This window comes from Pseudomonas peli, assembly GCF_050563605.1.
GTDB lineage: Bacteria > Pseudomonadota > Gammaproteobacteria > Pseudomonadales > Pseudomonadaceae > Aquipseudomonas > Aquipseudomonas peli_A.
This window is the reverse complement of the sequence record NZ_JBNXUH010000002.1, coordinates 26114-42886: the sequence shown is the minus strand read 5'-3', so window position 1 is coordinate 42886 and position 16773 is coordinate 26114. Positions and strand designations below refer to the sequence as shown.

At 58.9% G+C, this 16773-nt stretch carries 16 protein-coding genes; 11 read left to right on the top strand and 5 right to left on the bottom strand.

The features are described 5' to 3' along the window. The first annotated feature begins 112 nt into the window (after positions 1-112). Positions 113-1417, top strand: a complete 1305-nt coding sequence (gene guaD / locus ACQ4LH_RS02515) for a guanine deaminase (protein WP_430695778.1) — start codon at positions 113-115, stop codon at positions 1415-1417. 91 nt (positions 1418-1508) lie between these two features. Here guaD and ACQ4LH_RS02510 read toward each other — a convergent pair whose 3' ends face one another. Next, positions 1509-2267 (bottom strand): GntR family transcriptional regulator, encoded by a 759-nt coding sequence (locus tag ACQ4LH_RS02510; protein ID WP_090253579.1) that lies wholly within the window; start codon positions 2265-2267, stop codon positions 1509-1511. A 627-nt stretch (positions 2268-2894) separates the two neighbouring features. Here ACQ4LH_RS02510 and ACQ4LH_RS02505 point away from each other — a divergent pair. Continuing rightward, a complete protein-coding gene (locus ACQ4LH_RS02505; RefSeq protein WP_430695777.1) occupies positions 2895-4244 on the top strand; it encodes an NCS2 family permease in 1350 nt (449 codons plus the stop codon). A gap of 67 nt (positions 4245-4311) precedes the next feature. Beyond that, on the top strand, positions 4312-4938 hold the full coding sequence (locus ACQ4LH_RS02500) for a LysE family translocator (protein WP_430695776.1): 627 nt from the start codon (positions 4312-4314) through the stop codon (positions 4936-4938). Positions 4939-5090: 152 nt separating this feature from the next. On the opposite strand, the gene uraH is transcribed toward ACQ4LH_RS02500, so the two are convergent. Next, the gene (uraH, locus tag ACQ4LH_RS02495; protein WP_090253575.1) at positions 5091-5444 is read right to left on the bottom strand and encodes a hydroxyisourate hydrolase; all 354 of its coding nucleotides are present in this window, start codon (positions 5442-5444) and stop codon (positions 5091-5093) included. A 413-nt stretch (positions 5445-5857) separates the two neighbouring features. Between uraH and puuE the strand changes: the two genes are divergently transcribed. From puuE to ACQ4LH_RS02460, 7 genes are all read left to right on the top strand, one after another. Beyond that, positions 5858-6802, top strand: a complete 945-nt coding sequence (gene puuE, locus ACQ4LH_RS02490) for an allantoinase PuuE (protein WP_430695775.1) — start codon at positions 5858-5860, stop codon at positions 6800-6802. Continuing rightward, positions 6799-7314 carry a 2-oxo-4-hydroxy-4-carboxy-5-ureidoimidazoline decarboxylase gene (uraD, locus tag ACQ4LH_RS02485; protein WP_430695774.1) on the top strand — a complete coding sequence of 172 codons (516 nt, stop codon included), beginning with the start codon at positions 6799-6801 and terminating at the stop codon, positions 7312-7314. The genes puuE and uraD overlap by 4 nt, the downstream gene beginning before the upstream one ends. A 50-nt stretch (positions 7315-7364) precedes the next feature. Next, positions 7365-8360 (top strand): allantoicase, encoded by a 996-nt coding sequence (gene alc / locus ACQ4LH_RS02480; RefSeq protein ID WP_430695773.1) that lies wholly within the window; start codon positions 7365-7367, stop codon positions 8358-8360. A gap of 59 nt (positions 8361-8419) precedes the next feature. After that, positions 8420-8923, top strand: coding sequence for an ureidoglycolate lyase (locus ACQ4LH_RS02475; protein WP_430695772.1), 504 nt, complete (start codon positions 8420-8422; stop codon positions 8921-8923). A 47-nt stretch (positions 8924-8970) separates the two neighbouring features. Then, positions 8971-10302, top strand: a complete 1332-nt coding sequence (locus tag ACQ4LH_RS02470; protein ID WP_430695771.1) for a urate hydroxylase PuuD — start codon at positions 8971-8973, stop codon at positions 10300-10302. A gap of 413 nt (positions 10303-10715) precedes the next feature. Further along, positions 10716-12212: a nucleobase:cation symporter-2 family protein gene (locus ACQ4LH_RS02465; protein ID WP_430695770.1), complete on the top strand. Its 1497-nt coding sequence runs from the start codon at positions 10716-10718 to the stop codon at positions 12210-12212. 82 nt (positions 12213-12294) lie between these two features. Next, the gene (locus ACQ4LH_RS02460; RefSeq protein WP_430695769.1) at positions 12295-13167 is read left to right on the top strand and encodes an outer membrane protein OmpK; all 873 of its coding nucleotides are present in this window, start codon (positions 12295-12297) and stop codon (positions 13165-13167) included. A gap of 156 nt (positions 13168-13323) precedes the next feature. Here ACQ4LH_RS02460 and ACQ4LH_RS02455 read toward each other — a convergent pair whose 3' ends face one another. Beyond that, positions 13324-14145, bottom strand: a complete 822-nt coding sequence (locus ACQ4LH_RS02455) for a transporter substrate-binding domain-containing protein (RefSeq protein ID WP_430695768.1) — start codon at positions 14143-14145, stop codon at positions 13324-13326. A 69-nt stretch (positions 14146-14214) separates the two neighbouring features. Continuing rightward, positions 14215-15207 (bottom strand): GTP 3',8-cyclase MoaA, encoded by a 993-nt coding sequence (gene moaA / locus ACQ4LH_RS02450; protein ID WP_430695767.1) that lies wholly within the window; start codon positions 15205-15207, stop codon positions 14215-14217. A gap of 217 nt (positions 15208-15424) precedes the next feature. Here moaA and ACQ4LH_RS02445 point away from each other — a divergent pair, with 217 nt between their 5' ends. Then, positions 15425-16069, top strand: coding sequence for a TetR/AcrR family transcriptional regulator (locus ACQ4LH_RS02445; RefSeq protein WP_430695766.1), 645 nt, complete (start codon positions 15425-15427; stop codon positions 16067-16069). 170 nt (positions 16070-16239) lie between these two features. Here the strand turns inward: ACQ4LH_RS02445 and ACQ4LH_RS02440 are convergent, their stop codons facing one another. Then, entirely contained in the window at positions 16240-16680 is a 441-nt protein-coding gene (locus ACQ4LH_RS02440; RefSeq protein ID WP_275962899.1) for a GlcG/HbpS family heme-binding protein, read from the bottom strand. Between the last annotated feature and the right edge of the window lie 93 nt (positions 16681-16773).

Genomic DNA, 16773 nt, shown 5'->3' with positions numbered 1-16773 from the left:
TAGTACTGAGCCTGCGCAGATTTTTTTGTAGGAGCGGCCTTGGCCGTGATCAACCTGAGTCACGGCCAGCGCCGCTCCTGCCTTCTCCATTTAACGATTGATAGAGACAACCATGAGCATCACAACCCACGCCTACCGCGCCGCCATCCTGCACAGCATTGCCGACCCTGCCGTGGTGGGCGTTGAGAAATCCTATGAGTATTTCGAAGACGGCCTGCTGGTTATCGACAACGGCCGGGTGGCCAACGTCGGCCACGCCGCCGACCTGCTGCCTATGCTCAAGGGCGTGGAAATCACCGAATACCGCGACGCGCTGATCACCCCCGGCTTTATCGACACCCATATCCACTACCCGCAAACCGGGATGATCGCCTCCTACGGTGAGCAGCTGCTGGATTGGCTGAACACCTACACCTTTCCCACCGAGCAGCAGTTTGCCGACAAAGCCCATGCAGCGGACGTGGCCGGCATCTTCCTGAAGGAGTTGCTGCGCAACGGCACCACCACCGCCCTGGTCTTCGGCAGCGTACACAAGCAATCGGTGGACGCCTTCTTCGAAGCCGCCGAAGCGCTGAACCTGTGCATGATCGCCGGCAAGGTGCTGATGGACCGCAACGCCCCGGACTACCTGACCGACACCCCGGAATCCGGCTACGCCGATAGCAAGGAGCTGATCGAACGCTGGCACGGCAAAGGCCGCCTGCATTACGCCGTGACCCCGCGCTTCGCGCCCACCAGTACCCCAGAGCAACTGACGCTGGCCGGCAAACTGTTAGGCGAGTACCCGGACCTGTATATGCACACCCACCTGTCCGAGAACCGTAAGGAAATCGAATGGGTGAAAGCGCTGTTCCCCGAGCGCAAGGGCTACCTGGATGTGTACGACCACTACCAGCTGATCGGCGCACGCTCGGTGTTCGCCCATGGCGTGCACCTGTGCGACGACGAATGCAAACGCCTGGCTGAAACCGGTTCGGCCGTGGCTTTCTGCCCGACCTCCAACCTGTTCCTCGGCAGCGGACTGTTCGACCTGAACAAGCTGGAACAGCACGGCGTGCGTGTCGGCCTGGGCACAGACGTGGGTGCCGGCACCAGCTTTAGCCAGCTGCAATCGTTGAACGAGGCCTACAAGGTCATGCAGCTGCAGGGCAAGAAGCTCGACCCGTTCAAGTCGCTGTACCTGGCCACCCTGGGCGGTGCCAATGCGCTGTACCTGGACGATAAGCTGGGCAACTTTGAGAGCGGCAAAGACGCCGACTTCGTGGTGCTCGACTACAACGCCACGCCGCTGATCAGTTACCGCATGCAGCAGGCCAAAACCCTGGACGAAAGGCTCTTCGCCCTGACCATGCTTGGCGACGACCGCGCAGTAAAAGAAACCTTCGCCGCCGGCCAGTCGGTGCATCGCCGCGACTAAGATCGCCAAGACTAAGCCAGGCAGGTTAAATCCCAACCAAGAAAAAGCCCGCTCATTGAGCGGGCTTTTTCGTTTAGGCCGGTTGCCCCAATTAGCGGCTCGCGGCTTTCTTCTTGCTGCCCGGCAGCAGGTGTGAGAACACCGCGTGCAGGTCGTCAGAGGCGGTTTCGCCATCCAGGTTGAGCTTGGCGTCGACGCTGTCCATGTGGCGCATCATCAGATCCACCGCCACTTCGACATTGCCAGCCTCGATGGCGTCGATCACCTGGTCGTGTTCGGCATCCGAGCAGTGCGTGCGGCTGTTGCTTTCATACAGCGCAATGATCAGCGAAGTCTGCGAAATCAGGCTGCGCAGAAAGCCCAACAGGGTCAGGTTGCCGGCGGCCTCCGCGAGTTTCAGGTGGAACTCACCCGACAGGCGAATACCCATGCCACGGTCACCACGGGCGAAACAGTCGCGCTCATCGATCACCATCTGGCGCAGCGCGGCAATCTGTTCCGGCTTGGCGTTCTTGCAGGCCAGCTCGGTAATCGCCCGCTCGATCATCCGGCGTACATAGAAGATCTGCCGCGCTTCTTCCGCCCCCGGGCTGGCTACTACCGCGCCACGGTTAGGCCGCAGCAGCACCACGCCTTCGTGGGCCAGGCGCGATAAGGCGCGACGGATGATGGTGCGGCTGACGCCGAAGATTTCACCGAGCGCCTCTTCACTGAGCTTGGTGCCAGGAGCCAGACGCTGCTCAAGAATGGCATCGAAGATATGGGCGTAAACGACATCGTCCTGAGTCCCGCTGCGAGTGCTCTTGCCTTCGCGCGTCTGCTTCTTAAGGGGCTGCAATTGTTCGTTCATTGTGGCTCGCGTGATCAAGGTTCGGCGGTTGCTGATGCAACTCTACTGTGTGCTACCTACCCTCTGGCAAGCAGCAAATCAGTGAAAAGTCACAAATAAAAAGCCCTTGCATTGTACACAATATGATCAACACGTACACCGCTACCAAAGCATAACCATCGTGCAAAGGTGCATTTGCACGCGCTTTCTGTTCGCACTTCTATGCCGAAGAACGCGCAGTCGGCAGATTCATTTCTTATATGCAGCATTTTTCTTGTTCGCGAATCTGCTTAGCAGCCGTCCAGGTAAGTCACGACAGCAACGTCGAGATGCCTGCGATTATTGCCGAAGACCCGCTGATCTTGGGGGTATCAGCGCCGAGCCAGGCCGGCTAAGTGGATGCTCCGGTACACATAAGGAAAAGGACTGGTATTGCATAGGTAAAAAAGCCGAGTACATAGCGGATTTCAACCAGAAACATTATTTGCTTTTTTTGTATACAACATCATAATCGGCCTCAGCGTTATTTCTTGACCGATAGGTCAGCTAAGCACGCCAGCAAGGCAAAAAACACCACCTACCTCAAGAGTCGAGCAGTGCGCAGCACAGGCTCTGGGTGGCACACAACAAGAGATGAGGAGTACCCCTGTGGAAAGCGCTAAACAAGAACAACAGGCGACGCAGATGCAAGACCTGATCAAACCCGGTCTGCTTGACCGCTTCTTCAAGCTGACCGAACACCGCACCACAATCAAAACCGAGCTGCTGGCGGGCCTGACGACTTTCGTCACCATGGCTTACATCATCTTCGTTAACCCCAACATCATGGCCACGGCTGGTGTCGATCATGGCGCGGCGTTTGTCGCCACCTGCATCGGCGCGGCCATCGGCTGTTTCCTGATGGGGCTGTACGCCAACTGGCCAGTCGGCCTGGCGCCAGGTATGGGCCTCAATGCCTTCTTCACCTACACCGTTGTCGGTGAAATGGGCTACAGCTGGCAGATCGCCCTCGGCGCGGTGTTTATCTCCGGCGTGCTGTTTATGATCATGAGCCTGTCACGCATCCGCGAGTGGCTGCTTAACAGCATCCCCATGAGCCTGCGCTTTGCCATGGGTGCGGGGGTGGGGCTGTTCCTCGGGCTGATCGGCCTGAAGACTGCGGGTATCGTCGTCGACAGCCCAGCAACTCTGCTGACCATGGGTTCGTTCGGTGAACCGAATGCAATCCTCGCCGCTGTGTGCTTCCTGCTGATTGCCGTGCTTAGCCACCGCAATGTGTTCGGCGCCATCCTGTTCAGCATGCTCGGCGTCACCGCCATCGGCTGGGCCATGGGCATCGTGGAATACAACGGCCTGGTTTCCATGCCGCCAAGCCTGGCACCGACCTTGATGGCACTGGACATCGCTGGGGCCTTCAACATTGCCATGATCAGCGTGATTCTGGCCTTCCTCTTCGTCAACATGTTCGACACCGCTGGCACCCTGATGGGCGTTGCCCATCGCGCCAACCTGGTGGACGAAGACGGCAAGATCCAGAACCTGTCCAAAGCTCTCAAGGCCGACAGTACCTCCAGCGTGGTCGGTGCCTTTGTCGGTTGCCCGCCGGTAACCAGCTATGTGGAAAGTGCTGCAGGCGTTGCTGCCGGTGGCCGTACTGGTCTGACGGCTGTTGCTGTGGGCGTGCTGTTTCTCTGCGCGATGTTCTTTGCCCCGCTAGCTGGGATGATCCCCGCCTACGCCACCGCTGGCGCGCTGATTTATGTAGCGATGCTGATGATGAGCGGCATGGCGCATATCGACTGGAAAGATCACACCGACACCATCCCGGCGATCGTCACCGTGGTCATGATGCCGCTGACCTTCTCAATCGCCAACGGTATTGCCCTGGGTTTCCTGACCTACGCGACGCTGAAACTGCTGACCGGTCAGCGCGACAAGGTATCGCTGAGCTTGTACGTTCTGTGCATCATCTTTATCGCCAAGTTCGCCTTCCTGTAAGGTTGGCCGGCTGGTAACCAAGCCCCGGCGCGCGCGTCGGGGCTTTTGCGCATCTGGAGAATCACTAATGAGTCTGGAAACCTGGCTGTTGTTCGCAAGTGCTGCACTGGTGGTGATTCTGATCCCCGGGCCGCTATCACTGTTAATGGTCAGCAACAGCCTGAACTATGGCCTGCGCCGCTCGGCCCCGGCCTTTATTGGTGGGGTGTCAGCCTCGATCTGCCTGTTGAGCGCTTCGGCACTCGGCCTTGGCGCGTTGCTGTTGGCCTCGGAGCAGCTGTTCAGCCTGCTGAAGATTGTCGGCGCGCTGTACCTGTTTTACCTCGCCTGGCAAAGCTGGCAGGAATCACGCAAAGCCGCCAAACCGGTGACGGCCGAAGAGCAGCCGGTCAACCCAGGCTTTCGCAGCATGTTCTGGAAGGCCTTCGGCTTGGGCGCCAGCAACCCCAAGGACATCCTGTTCTTCGCCGCCTTCCTGCCGCAGTTCATCAGCGCCGAGCAGCCTATGCTCAGCCAACTGCTGGTGATGATCGCCACCTGGGCGGTGTTGGACTTGGCCTGCAAGCTGTTCTACGGCCTTAGCGCCCAGGGCGCCGCGCGCTACCTGCGTTCGGGCAAGGGCCAGGTATGGTTCAACCGCATCAGCGCTGCCTTGTTTGGCGGGGCTGGCGCAGCCTCACTGCTTAGCCGCTAGCGTTATTGCTGATCCCTGAAGCCCGCTGTTTGGGCTTCGCGTAGCCCAAACTCCCGCCCCGATCAGCACCTCAAATCGCAGGCAAAAAAAAGCCCGCAGTGTGTACGGGCTAGGGACTCTTAAATTGAGTCAGAGGGTGACAAGCATTCGGTTCAGCTACCGCGGTAGGTGGAGTAGCTGTAAGGGGAAATCAGCAGTGGCACGTGGTAATGCTCCTGCCCGGCATCAATGCCGAAGCGCAGCACCACAACATCCAAAAAGGCCTGCTCAGGTAATTTGACGCCGCGAGCGCGGTAGTAATCGCCAGCATGGAAATGCAGCTGGTAAACCCCGCTACGGTAATCGTCACCCTGCAGCACCGGCGCATCACAGCGCCCGTCGTGGTTGGTGACAACGCTATTGAGCAGCTCCATCTGAGCCCCTTCAACGCGATACAACTCAATCTTCAGTTCGCTGCCTGGGCAACCATGGGCGGCATCCAGTACGTGTGTGGTCAATCGTCCCATCGCTTATGGGCACCTGCGCAGATAAGCCTACGTAGACGCCGCACCTCCTCTACTTTTATTGAATTCGGCAGATTTATCAGGCTAAGCAGCCTCGACTGAGCTGAAGCATAGCATGCTGAAATTCAAAAATAAGACACTTTTATAAAAAACTGTACACAATAAACCGATCATTACGTCTGCTTAGCGCACCGTAAACGGGCAGCAAATCGACCATAAGTGCTTGCGAGCACTGCTTTTGCACAACAACAGCTGACGCACTGGACAGATTCAGCATTAAGGCAAAATTTCGCAAAATAAGTGAATTTTAGATTTACAAGATGCAAAGCACTTTGTATACAATTAGCCCATCACGGTCGTGCAACGCATTCATGCCTGCCCAATGACCGCCACAAACAGCAAGAAGGAAGACTGCAGTGAGCGCTGACTACCCACGCGACCTGATCGGTTACGCCAACAACCCGCCCCACCCGCACTGGCCGAATGATGCGCGCATAGCCCTGTCGTTTGTTCTCAATTACGAGGAAGGCGGCGAGCGCAACGTGCTGCACGGCGACAAGGAGTCCGAGGCGTTCCTCTCCGAAATGGTCTCCGCGCAGCCGCTGCAAGGCCAGCGCAACCTGTGCATGGAATCACTCTACGAGTATGGCAGCCGTGCCGGCGTCTGGCGTTTGCTCAACCTGTTCCAGAAACACAACATCCCACTGACCATCTTCGCCGTGGCCATGGCCGCGCAGCGTCACCCGGATGCCATCAAGGCGATGGTCGCCGCCGGTCACGAGATCTGCAGCCACGGCTACCGCTGGATCGACTACCAGAACATGAGCGAAGCCGAAGAGCGCGAGCATATGCTCGAAGCCATCCGCATCCTCACCGAACTGACTGGCCAGCGTCCGCAGGGCTGGTACACCGGCCGTACCGGCCCGAACACCCGCCGCCTGGTGCGCGAGGAAGGCGGCTTCCTGTATGACAGCGACACCTATGACGATGACCTGCCCTACTGGGACCCGGCCAGCACCGCGGCCAAACCGCATCTGGTGATTCCTTACACGCTGGACACCAACGACATGCGCTTCACCCAGGTGCAAGGCTTCAACAAGGGTGATGACTTCTTCGAATACCTGAAAGACGCCTTCGATGTGCTGTATGCCGAAGGCGTGGCCGGCGCACCGAAGATGCTGTCGATCGGCATGCATTGCCGTCTGCTCGGCCGTCCGGCGCGTCTGGCGTCACTGGCGCGCTTCCTTGAATACGTGCAGAACCACGAAAAAGTCTGGTGCGCACGCCGCGTAGACATCGCCCAACACTGGTACGCAACCCATCCGTTGCACGATCAGCCGTCCAAGGAGAGCTCGAAATGAGCCGTTTTCAAACCCTGACTCCATCCCGTTTGAGCCGTGAAGACTTCGTCAAAGTCTTCGCCGATATCTACGAGCACTCGCCCTGGGTAGCCGAGAAGGCTTTTGACCTGGGCCAGGACGACAGCATTAACGAAATCGACGGCCTGCATCAGCGCATGGCCGACCTGTTGCTCAGTGCCAGCCATGCCGCACAGCTGGCGCTGATCAATGCTCACCCGGATCTGGCCGGCAAGGCAGCCGTACGCGGTGAGTTGACCGCCTCCTCCACGTCGGAGCAGGCAGGTGCAGGCATTCACGCCTGTACCGCAGAAGAGTTCGCCCGCTTTACCGAACTGAACGATGCTTACAAAGCCAAGTTCGGCTTCCCCTTCATCATGGCGGTGAAAGGCAGCAATCGGCACCAGATCCTGGCGGCCTTCGAGGAGCGGATTCATAACTCCCCGGAGCAGGAATTCGCCTGCGCCCTGGCCGAGATCAACAAGATCGCGCTGTTCCGCTTGCAGCAGCTGTAGGCCGCAAGCCCTCCGCCCTCCCCAACGCCATCATCTAAGGCAGACATTTCATGAAAGCTTACGCCGTACCCTTTGAGAAATACGTCAACCTCGCCGACGCACGCCTGGGCACCAAGGCCATCTCGGTCACCGACGACTGGTTCGCCGACGTTAACCGTCTGTTCCAGCCGACCCCGGCCGTATGGAAGGAGGGCGTGTTCGATGACAACGGCAAGTGGATGGATGGCTGGGAATCGCGCCGCAAGCGCTTCGAAGGTTACGACAGCGCGGTAATCCGCCTGGGCGTACCGGGCTCGATCAAGGGTGTGGACATCGACACCAGCTTCTTCACCGGTAACTTCCCGCCATCGGCGTCCCTGGAAGGCTGCTTTGTCGCCGCAGGCGACCCGACCGACGCAACCGAGTGGACCGAAGTGCTGGCCGCAGTCGAACTGCAAGGCAACAGCCACCACTACCATGAAATCGCCAATGCACAGGCCTTCACCCACCTGCGCTTCAACATCTACCCGGACGGCGGCGTCGCCCGTCTGCGCGTGTACGGCGTGCCGTTCCGTGACTGGTCGAACGTAGGTGACAACGAAGAAGTTGACCTGGCTTCCGCACTGAATGGCGGTCGCGCGCTAGCTTGTTCGGACGAACACTTCGGCCGTATGAGCAACATCCTCAACCCGGGCCGTGGCATCAACATGGGCGATGGTTGGGAAACTGCACGTCGCCGTACGCCAGGTAACGACTGGGTGATTGTCGCCCTCGGCCATCCGGGCGAGATCGAACGCATCGTCGTCGACACCCTGCACTTCAAAGGCAACTACCCGGACAGCTGCTCGATCCAGGCGGCTTTTGTCAAAGGCGGCACCGACAGCCAGATCGAAACCCAGAGCCTGTTCTGGCGCGAGCTGCTGCCAAGCCAGAAGCTTTCGATGCACGCCGAGCACGAGTTCAGCGAGCAGATCAAGGCGCTGGGCCCGATCACTCACGTACGGGTGAACGTGTTCCCGGACGGTGGTATCAGCCGTCTGCGCCTGTTTGGCAAAGTCGCCAAGTAAGCCAATAAACCCCTCTCCCTTTGGGAGAGGGGCATAAACGAACGAACAAGAAGACCAACATGCGCAAATTGATCATCGAGCCGCTGAGCAAAGAAGCCTTCGCCCCCTTTGGTGACGTTATCGAAACCCAAGGCAGTGAATTCTTCATGATCAACAATGGCTCCACTCGCCGCTATCACAAACTGGCCACGGTCGAGACCGCACAGCCAGAGGATAAGGCGATCATCAGCATCTTCAGTGCCGAGGCCCTGGATATGCCGCTGACCATTCGCATGCTGGAGCGTCATCCGCAGGGCAGTCAGGCGTTTATTCCGCTGCTCGGCAACCCCTTTCTGATTGTGGTCGCGCCAGTTGGCGATGCACCTCAATCGGAGTTGGTCCGCGCCTTCCGCAGCAACGGCAGGCAGGGCATTAATTACCATCGCGGCGTTTGGCACCACCCGGTGCTGACGATCGAAAAGCGGGATGACTTCCTGGTGGTTGATCGCAGTGGTTCTGGCAACAACTGCGATGAGCATTTCTTTACCGACGACGAGCAACTGCTCCTCGCCCCCCACCAATAAGAGAAGCCCAGCATCGGCGTGCCGGCACTGGGAAAGAGGTACTGATTGTGGAAGCGCATTTTACTGAGTGGCTGAACCTGGGTATCCGCTGGATCCATATGATCACCGGCATTGCCTGGATCGGCGCATCCTTCTATTTCGTCTGGCTGGAAAACAACCTCAACCGCAGTAATCCCCGCGAAGGCCTGTCTGGTGACCTCTGGGCGATTCACGGTGGTGGTATCTACCACCTGGAAAAATACAAACTGGCTCCGCCGAAAATGCCGGAGAACCTGCACTGGTTCAAATGGGAGGCCTATTTCACCTGGCTGTCGGGCGTAGCCCTGATGCTGGTGGTCTACTACCTCAACCCGAGCCTGTACCTGGTTAAACCCGGCGTTGATCTGGCACCGGAAATGGCTATCGCTATTGGCTTCGGTTCGATGGTGGCGGGCTATGTGGCCTATCACTTCCTCTGCGATTCGCCGCTGGGCAAGCGCCCGGCTCTGCTTGGCGCCGTGCTGTTCGTGCTGATCATCGCTGCCGCCTATGGCTTCAGCCAGATCTTCAGCGGCCGCGCGGCCTATATCCATGTCGGCGCGATTATCGGCACCATCATGGTCGGCAACGTGTTCTTCACCATCATGCCGGCCCAGCGTGCGCTGGTTAAGGCCATCGAAGACAACACCACGCCGGACCCGACCCTGCCAGCCAAAGGCCTGCTGCGTTCGCGCCACAACAACTACTTCACCTTGCCGGTGCTGTTCATCATGATCAGCAACCACTTCCCGAGCACCTACGGCAGCCAATACAACTGGCTGATTCTGGCGGGCATCGCGATGCTGGCGGTACTGGTGCGCCACTACTTCAACACGCGCCATGACAGCAGTAAGTACATCTGGACCCTGCCTGCCGCCGCCCTGGGCATGATCTGCCTGGCGTTCGTCACCGGCCCCAGCATGAAGGCTGCTGCACCGCAGGAACCGCAAGCTGCAGTAATCAAGTACGCCCCAGTACCGGCCACTGGCATCAGTGGCCGTCCGGAAGTTGTTGCCAAGGCTGCCGAAACAGCCAGCAAACCGGCAGAAACCGCAGCGGCCCCTGAGGCCAGTGCTCCAGCAGAAGCCGCAGCTGACGCGGGCGACTTTGCCCAGGTCAACAGCGTGATTCAGGAACGCTGCAGCGTGTGCCACTCGGCCACACCAAGCAGCCCGATGTTCAGCGCACCGCCTGCCGGGTTTGTCCTCGACACGCCGGAGCAGATCAAGGCCCAGGCCGCGAAGATCCACGCGCAAAGCGTTGCTTCGCAGATCATGCCGCTGGGCAACATCACCCAGATGACCCAGGAAGAACGCGAGCTGATCGGCTCGTGGATCGACCAGGGCGCACAGCTCAACTGATCCACCCAAATGCCGCGCCCACAAGGGCGCGGCATTTTCTTATCTGCCCAGCCAGAATTCTCCGCTACAGGCGTGTGAACGCGCAGCCATGAACAACCCGCCGCCACAACACCAAGTCTCCTCCTAATTGTCATCCGCAGCCCGCTAAGTCTGGCTGCATGCTGATGCGCGCAGCCTTTGACAGCCAGGCAATCCCCTCTAAAACAAGCCACTTCCGCTGACCGCGCAGCTATCTGACTGACGGTTCATTTTTTGTGCACAATCTTAAAATAAATTGTTTTTATCAGTGTGAACAAGTTGCTATAGTCGATCCATTCTGACCAGATGGACAACTTCTACCCCGGTACAGAACAGAGGCGCCGTGAAGCCTCGCCAAGCCCATGACCGTATAAAAACAACTGGCAGGCTCTGATATGACCACGACTAGCAGCACAGAGACCACGGCTCCGCCTGTGGCAAACAACGACCTGATCTACCAACTGCACGACACCCCGGCCTTTGCTCCGGCGATCTTCGCCGCGTTGCAGCACGTACTGGCCAGCTTCGTCGGCATCATCACCCCTACCCTGATTGTCGGTGGCGTCCTCGGCCTCGGCGCTTATGTGCCGTATCTGGTCAGCATGGCGCTGTTCGTTTCCGGCCTCGGCACCTTTATCCAGGCCAAGCGCATTGGCCCAGTCGGCTCCGGCCTGCTGTGTCTGCAGGGCACCAGCTTCGGTTTTCTCAGCGTGATTCTCAGCGCCGGGTTTATCGTCAAGGGCCGCGGCGGCAGTGAAGAGGAAATTCTCTCGACGATCTTTGGCGTGTGCTTCTGCGCAGCCTTTGTCGAGATCGCCTTCAGCCAGTTCATCAACAAGCTGCGCCGGGTGATCACCCCGGTCGTCACCGGCACCATCATCTGCCTGATGGGCTTGTCGCTGATCAAGGTGGCGATGACTGATATCGCCGGCGGTTACGGCGCGGCGGATCTCGGCGCCCTGCACCACCTGGGCCTCGGCGGCCTGGTGCTGGTGACCATCGTGATTCTCAACCGCTTCCCATCGCAGGTGGTGCGCCTGTCGGCAGTCATCATCGGCCTGGTGCTGGGCTTTAGCGTGGCCTGGTTCACCGGCAAGGTGGATTTCGCCAACATGGCTCAGGTGCCGCTGATCAGCGTGCCGGTGCCGTTCAAGTACGGCTTCAATTTTGACTGGATGGCGTTTATACCGATTGCGGTGATCTTCCTGATCACCCCGCTGGAAACCGCAGGCGACCTGACGGCCAACTCGATCATCTCCAAGCAGCCGGTCAAAGGTCCGCTGTATATGCGCCGGATCAAATCCGGGGTCTTGGCCGATGGTTGCAACTCGGCCATGGCGGCGATGTTCAACAGCCTGCCGATGACCACATTCAGCCAGAACAACGGCGTGATCCAGCTGACCGGCGTGGCCAGCCGCCATGTGGCCTTCTATATCGCCGGCATTCTGGTGTTGCTGGGCCTGTTCCCGGCAGTGGGTGCGGTGCTGCAGCTAATGCCGAAACCGGTACTCGGTGGCGCCACCCTGATCATGTTCGGCACCGTGGCCGTCGCAGGCATCAAGATCCTTACCGAGGCGGGCCTGCATCGCCGCAACGTGCTGATCGTGGCCATATCCCTCGGTTTGGGCCTGGGTGTTGCGGCCGTACCGGAAGTGCTCTCGCAAATGCCCGATGCGCTGAAGAACATCTTCGGCTCGCCCATCACCATCGGTGCCTTTAGCGCGATTCTGCTGAATATCTTCCTGCCGGAAGAGCATTTGCAGCTGGAAGAAAACGACTACGACCCCGAGGCGCACCTGCACACCGTGCTGCAAAACCCGCAGGACGACAGTGCAACGGATGCGCCTAACAGCGGCCGTAACGAGCTCAACGTGGCCCCGCGTACCAGTTGAGTCACTGCCCCTTTGCCTGACAGATCCTGCGGTTCGCCGCAGGTTCGAGAAACCTTGTAAGTCCAATAATAAGGAAACCATGATGAAACTGAAGCACCTGCCCCACGGCATCGCCCTCTCGGCTGGACTGTTTTCCGGTCAACAGGCTTTGGCCAGCGACGCCTTCCTCTGGCAAGACACCAGCCTCTCCTACCTGTATGGCAGCAACTTTCAGCGCCTGAACTTCAACGATGAAGAGCAGCGCTCGCAGAGCACTTTCACTCTGGAAAACGCCAGCGGCTGGACCTGGGGCGATACCTTCTTCTTCCTCGACTACATCGACGCCGACAACGCGCAGGCGCGCGGCAGCAACTTCGGCAACCTGGATATCGACGAGAAGAGCAGTTTCTACTACATGGAATTCTCGCCACGCGTCAGCCTCAGCTGGCTGACCGGCCAGGACCTGTCCGCAGGTCCGCTGAAGGATGTGTACGCAGCCTTTACCTATGAAAAAGGCAACGGCGGCCCTGGCACCGAAAACTACCTGTACGGCATCGGCACCGCCTGGAACGCTCCAGGCTTCGCCTACCTGAACGCCAACCTGTATGCGGTGAAGGTCAACAACCACATCTTCTTCGATCATGACTTCAAGGCATCTGACAAGGGCAACGGCCACACCTACCAACTGACCGTGAGCGGCGCGTACCCGTTCGCCATTGGCGAACAGGACTTCGTGGTCGACGGCTATATCGACTGGCGTGCCCCGTCCAAGGACGCCGGCACCCAGACCTCGGTCGGTTCCTCGATCCAGATCAAGTGGGATGCGGGCAAGGCGCTGTTCGGTGAAGGTCGCAAGCTGTATGTCGGTACCGAGCTGAACATGTGGCACAACAAGTACGGTATCCGGCCAATCGACGGTTCCACCGACGGCTTCGATCAGACTGCAGTTCAAGCGCTGGTGAAGTACCACTTCTAAGCCTATGTGCTTGATGCGGGTTGCCGGGTAGGCGGCAACCTGTAACAAAAAGGGGATGGCATCGTTGCCATCCCCTTTTTTATTGCGTCTATCCCGGCTCTTTCTATGCGCAGAAAAAAACCGCTCATCTGGAGCGGTTTTTGTTAGCTCAGCACATCACTGCGATTGCGCGTCCTTGAGCTTTTTGCGCTCGATAAAATCCAGCTTCCACTGCTCCAGGCCGATGCGCTCGGCATCCAGATTGGCCTCGACCTTGTACTGGCTTTTCAGCGCGGCAATTTCGCTCTGCTGCTCGATCAGAAAGCGGTCGAAACGCTGCATAAAAGCCGCGTGCTTGAGGGTCGAGAGCTTGAAGCTGCCACGGTTATGCGGCAACTGCGCGTCGAATATCAGCGCGCCCGGTCGCGCGCGGATGTTGTCCAGGTAATGGGTCGCCACCACCACGTTGAAGTAAGCGCCATCAGTGTCCTTCTTCAGCGCCTGGCGAATCATCTGGCGTAGATCATCGCTGTAGGTCAGCTCGATCTGCCCGGCATCGATACGCTCCTGATAACCCCAAGGCGTCCAGCCGTTGACCATGGCCAGGCGCTTGATCTGCTCGATGGGCTGGCCATGGCGCTGCGGCGCCACCAGCACGCCATCGACATACTCAACCACACCCTGGCTGTAGCTCAGGGTCTTGCCGGCCTTCTGCTCCTGCGCCCAGGTTTCACTGTCGGGGTATTTGAAATCCACCTGGCCGCTGAGCAGCGCGGGCAACAGCTGCTCAACAGGTAGCACCTTGTAGCTCAGCTCCACCCCGCTGGTCTGCGCGAACAAGTCGAACAGCTCACGGGCAAAGCCCTGGTACTGGCCTTGTGCGTCGATGCTGTAGTGCGGCGCAAAGGCCAGCTTCTCTACACCGATCACATAACTTTCAGCGCTGACCGCGCTAGAACAGACAACGGCGAACAAACTGCAGACGTGCGAGGGCTTCACAGCAAACCTCCTGTTTAATCGTGGTATTGAAATAAATGGAACCGCCAAGGCGGTGGAAGCAGATCGGCGCTAGCCGCCGGTCATGCTCATAAAGCGCACCACCTGGACCTGTGCATCGGTCTCGAAGTGGTGACGTTCGGGTTTCAGTTGCAAGGCTTGCATCAAGGCTTCACTCAGGCGCTGGCTGTCGCCGGGATGGGCACGCATCAGGCCTTTCAGGTCCAGGGCATTCTCATGACCCAGACAGAGCACCAGCTTGCCCTCGGCGGTGACTCGCACGCGGTTGCAGTCGCCGCAGAAGTTGTGGCTGTGTGGTGAGATAAAACCAACCTGAGTGTCGCTGCCGACCACCTGCCAGTAACGCGACGGCCCGCCGGTCAACTTGCTGCTACGCACCAGGGCATAGCGCTGTTCGATGCGCTCACGCACCTCATCGCTGGAGCAGAAGGTCTGCTCGCGCTGGTGGCTGGAAATACTGCCCAGCGGCATTTCTTCGATAAAGCTGATGTCCAGGCCACGCGCCATAGCGAACTCGACCAGGTCGAGCACTTCGTCATCGTTGCGGCCTTTCTGCACCACGGCGTTGAGTTTGATCTTGCGAAAACCCGCCGCGCGCGCCACCTCGATGCCTTCCAGCACCTGGTCGAGTTTGTCGCGTCGGGTAAAGGCGGCAAAGCGCTCGCGCTGCAGGGAATCCAGGCTGACATTCAGGCGCTTGACCCCGGCCGCGTGCAGTTGCGGCGCCAGGTCGGCCAGTTGCGAGCCATTGGTGGTAATGGCCAGGTCTTCCAGCTCAGGGCGCTGGCCCAGGCGGGTCAGCAGGCTGAGCAGATTTTTGCGTACCAGCGGCTCGCCACCGGTGATGCGGATGCGTTTGACCCCGAGGCCGATAAAGGCGTCCGCCACTGCATAGAGCTCTTCAAGGCTGAGGATCTGCTCGCGCGGGGCGAACACCATGTCCTCACTCATGCAGTAGGTGCAGCGGAAATCACAGCGATCGGTAACCGATAACCGTAGATAGGTGATGCGCCGACCGAAGGGGTCAACCAGTTGATTGCTCACGACGTGTCTCCTGGAGCTCATCGAGCCGAGACTTTTTGTTATGAATGCATAGGGCAAGATAAAAACAGAAAAATTAAATTTTGTATACAACAACCTGACCTGCAAGTCAGATAGCTTCACCGAAGCCCAGGCCACGCGGCTTGAGCGCCGCGCAAAGCCGGTGCTACCATGCCCGACGCTGCCCAGCGACGGGCGTTCGACAGAAGCAAAGAGGCTTATGACCAGTATTCGCGAGCGTAACAGAGAGCTGATTTTATGCGCAGCCAGTGAGGAGTTCGCCGACAAAGGCTTTGCTGCCAGCAAAACCAGCGACATCGCCGCCAAGGCCGGGGTGCCCAAGCCCAACGTCTACTACTACTTCAAGTCGAAAGAAAACCTCTACCGCGAAGTGCTGGAAAGCATCATCGAACCGCTGCTGGAAGCCTCGGCGCCGTTCAATCAGCCAGGCAAACCGGCCGACGTACTGCGCGCTTATATCCGCTCGAAAATCCGCATCTCCCGCGAACTGCCGTTTGCCTCCAAGGTATTCGCCAGCGAAATCATGCATGGCGCGCCGCATCTGTCCGCCGACCAGACTGCGCAGCTGAATGCCCAGGCCAAACACAACATCTCCTGCATCCAGGGCTGGATCGACCAGGGACTGATGGCCAAGGTTGACCCGCATCACCTTCTGTTCAGCATCTGGGCCGCAACTCAGACCTACGCTGACTTCGATTGGCAGATTTCCACCGTAACCGGCAAAGCCAGCCTGGATGAAGCCGACTATGAAGCCGCCGCGCAAACCATCATCCGCCTGGTGATCAAGGGCTGCGAGATCGACGAAACCCAGCCCAGCCCGTCCGAGCAGGTCACCAACGCATAAGCCTGGTTATCCGCCCTGCCCTTGGTTTAAAGCGGCAATCAATAAAAACGGTGAATGCCGCAAAGCATTCACCGTTTTTTATTGCTTGAAACCACTGTGGGATGCGCTTTAGCGGCGAGCTTTCAATCTTTGCAGTCGCGGCTAAAGCGCCTCCCACAAACCGCGCACTATCAGGCAGCGATACCTGCATCCGCCTTTAGCCCGACCGACTCCACTGCGCTGACTGCGCACTGCTCATCGATATCCGAGGTATCGCCAGTGATGCCCACTGCGCCTATCACTTCGCCGCGCTCATCACGAATCAGCACACCACCCGGTGCCGGCACCAGCTGACCGTCTGCCAGGTTGTTTACCGCGCCGATAAACGCCGGGCGCTGTTGTGCGTCGGCGGCGATCAGGCGCGAGCCCTTGCCTAGAGCCAGCGCTCCCCAGGCCTTGCCGATGGCGATTTGCGGACGCAGCAGGCTCGCGCCGTCTTCACGCTGCAGGCTGATCAGATGTCCACCGGCGTCCAGCACGGCCACGGTCAGCGGTGCGGCGGATATTTCCCGGCCGACAGCCAGGGCGCGGTTGCTGATGGTGGTGGCGATTTGCAGATTCAACGTACTCATGTTGGGTCTTCCTCGATGCTGATAAATCCTACGAAACACCCGGAACCACAGCGCCTACAGGGCGATTGACAGCTGCCGGGCAATCCAAAGCTC

Bases quoted from the DNA above. Each gene is read 5' to 3' on its own strand.
- ACQ4LH_RS02440 (WP_275962899.1), bottom strand. From the start codon at position 16,680: ATGAGTACGTTGAATCTGCAAATCGCCACCACCATCAGCAACCGCGCC.
- ACQ4LH_RS02475 (WP_430695772.1), top strand. From the start codon at position 8,420: ATGCGCAAATTGATCATCGAGCCGCTGAGCAAAGAAGCCTTCGCCCCC.
- uraH (WP_090253575.1), bottom strand. From the start codon at position 5,444: ATGGGACGATTGACCACACACGTACTGGATGCCGCCCATGGTTGCCCA.
- alc (WP_430695773.1), top strand. From the start codon at position 7,365: ATGAAAGCTTACGCCGTACCCTTTGAGAAATACGTCAACCTCGCCGAC.
- ACQ4LH_RS02465 (WP_430695770.1), top strand. From the start codon at position 10,716: ATGACCACGACTAGCAGCACAGAGACCACGGCTCCGCCTGTGGCAAAC.
- ACQ4LH_RS02510 (WP_090253579.1), bottom strand. From the start codon at position 2,267: ATGAACGAACAATTGCAGCCCCTTAAGAAGCAGACGCGCGAAGGCAAG.
- ACQ4LH_RS02445 (WP_430695766.1), top strand. From the start codon at position 15,425: ATGACCAGTATTCGCGAGCGTAACAGAGAGCTGATTTTATGCGCAGCC.
- uraD (WP_430695774.1), top strand. From the start codon at position 6,799: ATGAGCCGTTTTCAAACCCTGACTCCATCCCGTTTGAGCCGTGAAGAC.
- guaD (WP_430695778.1), top strand. From the start codon at position 113: ATGAGCATCACAACCCACGCCTACCGCGCCGCCATCCTGCACAGCATT.
- ACQ4LH_RS02500 (WP_430695776.1), top strand. From the start codon at position 4,312: ATGAGTCTGGAAACCTGGCTGTTGTTCGCAAGTGCTGCACTGGTGGTG.
- ACQ4LH_RS02460 (WP_430695769.1), top strand. From the start codon at position 12,295: ATGAAACTGAAGCACCTGCCCCACGGCATCGCCCTCTCGGCTGGACTG.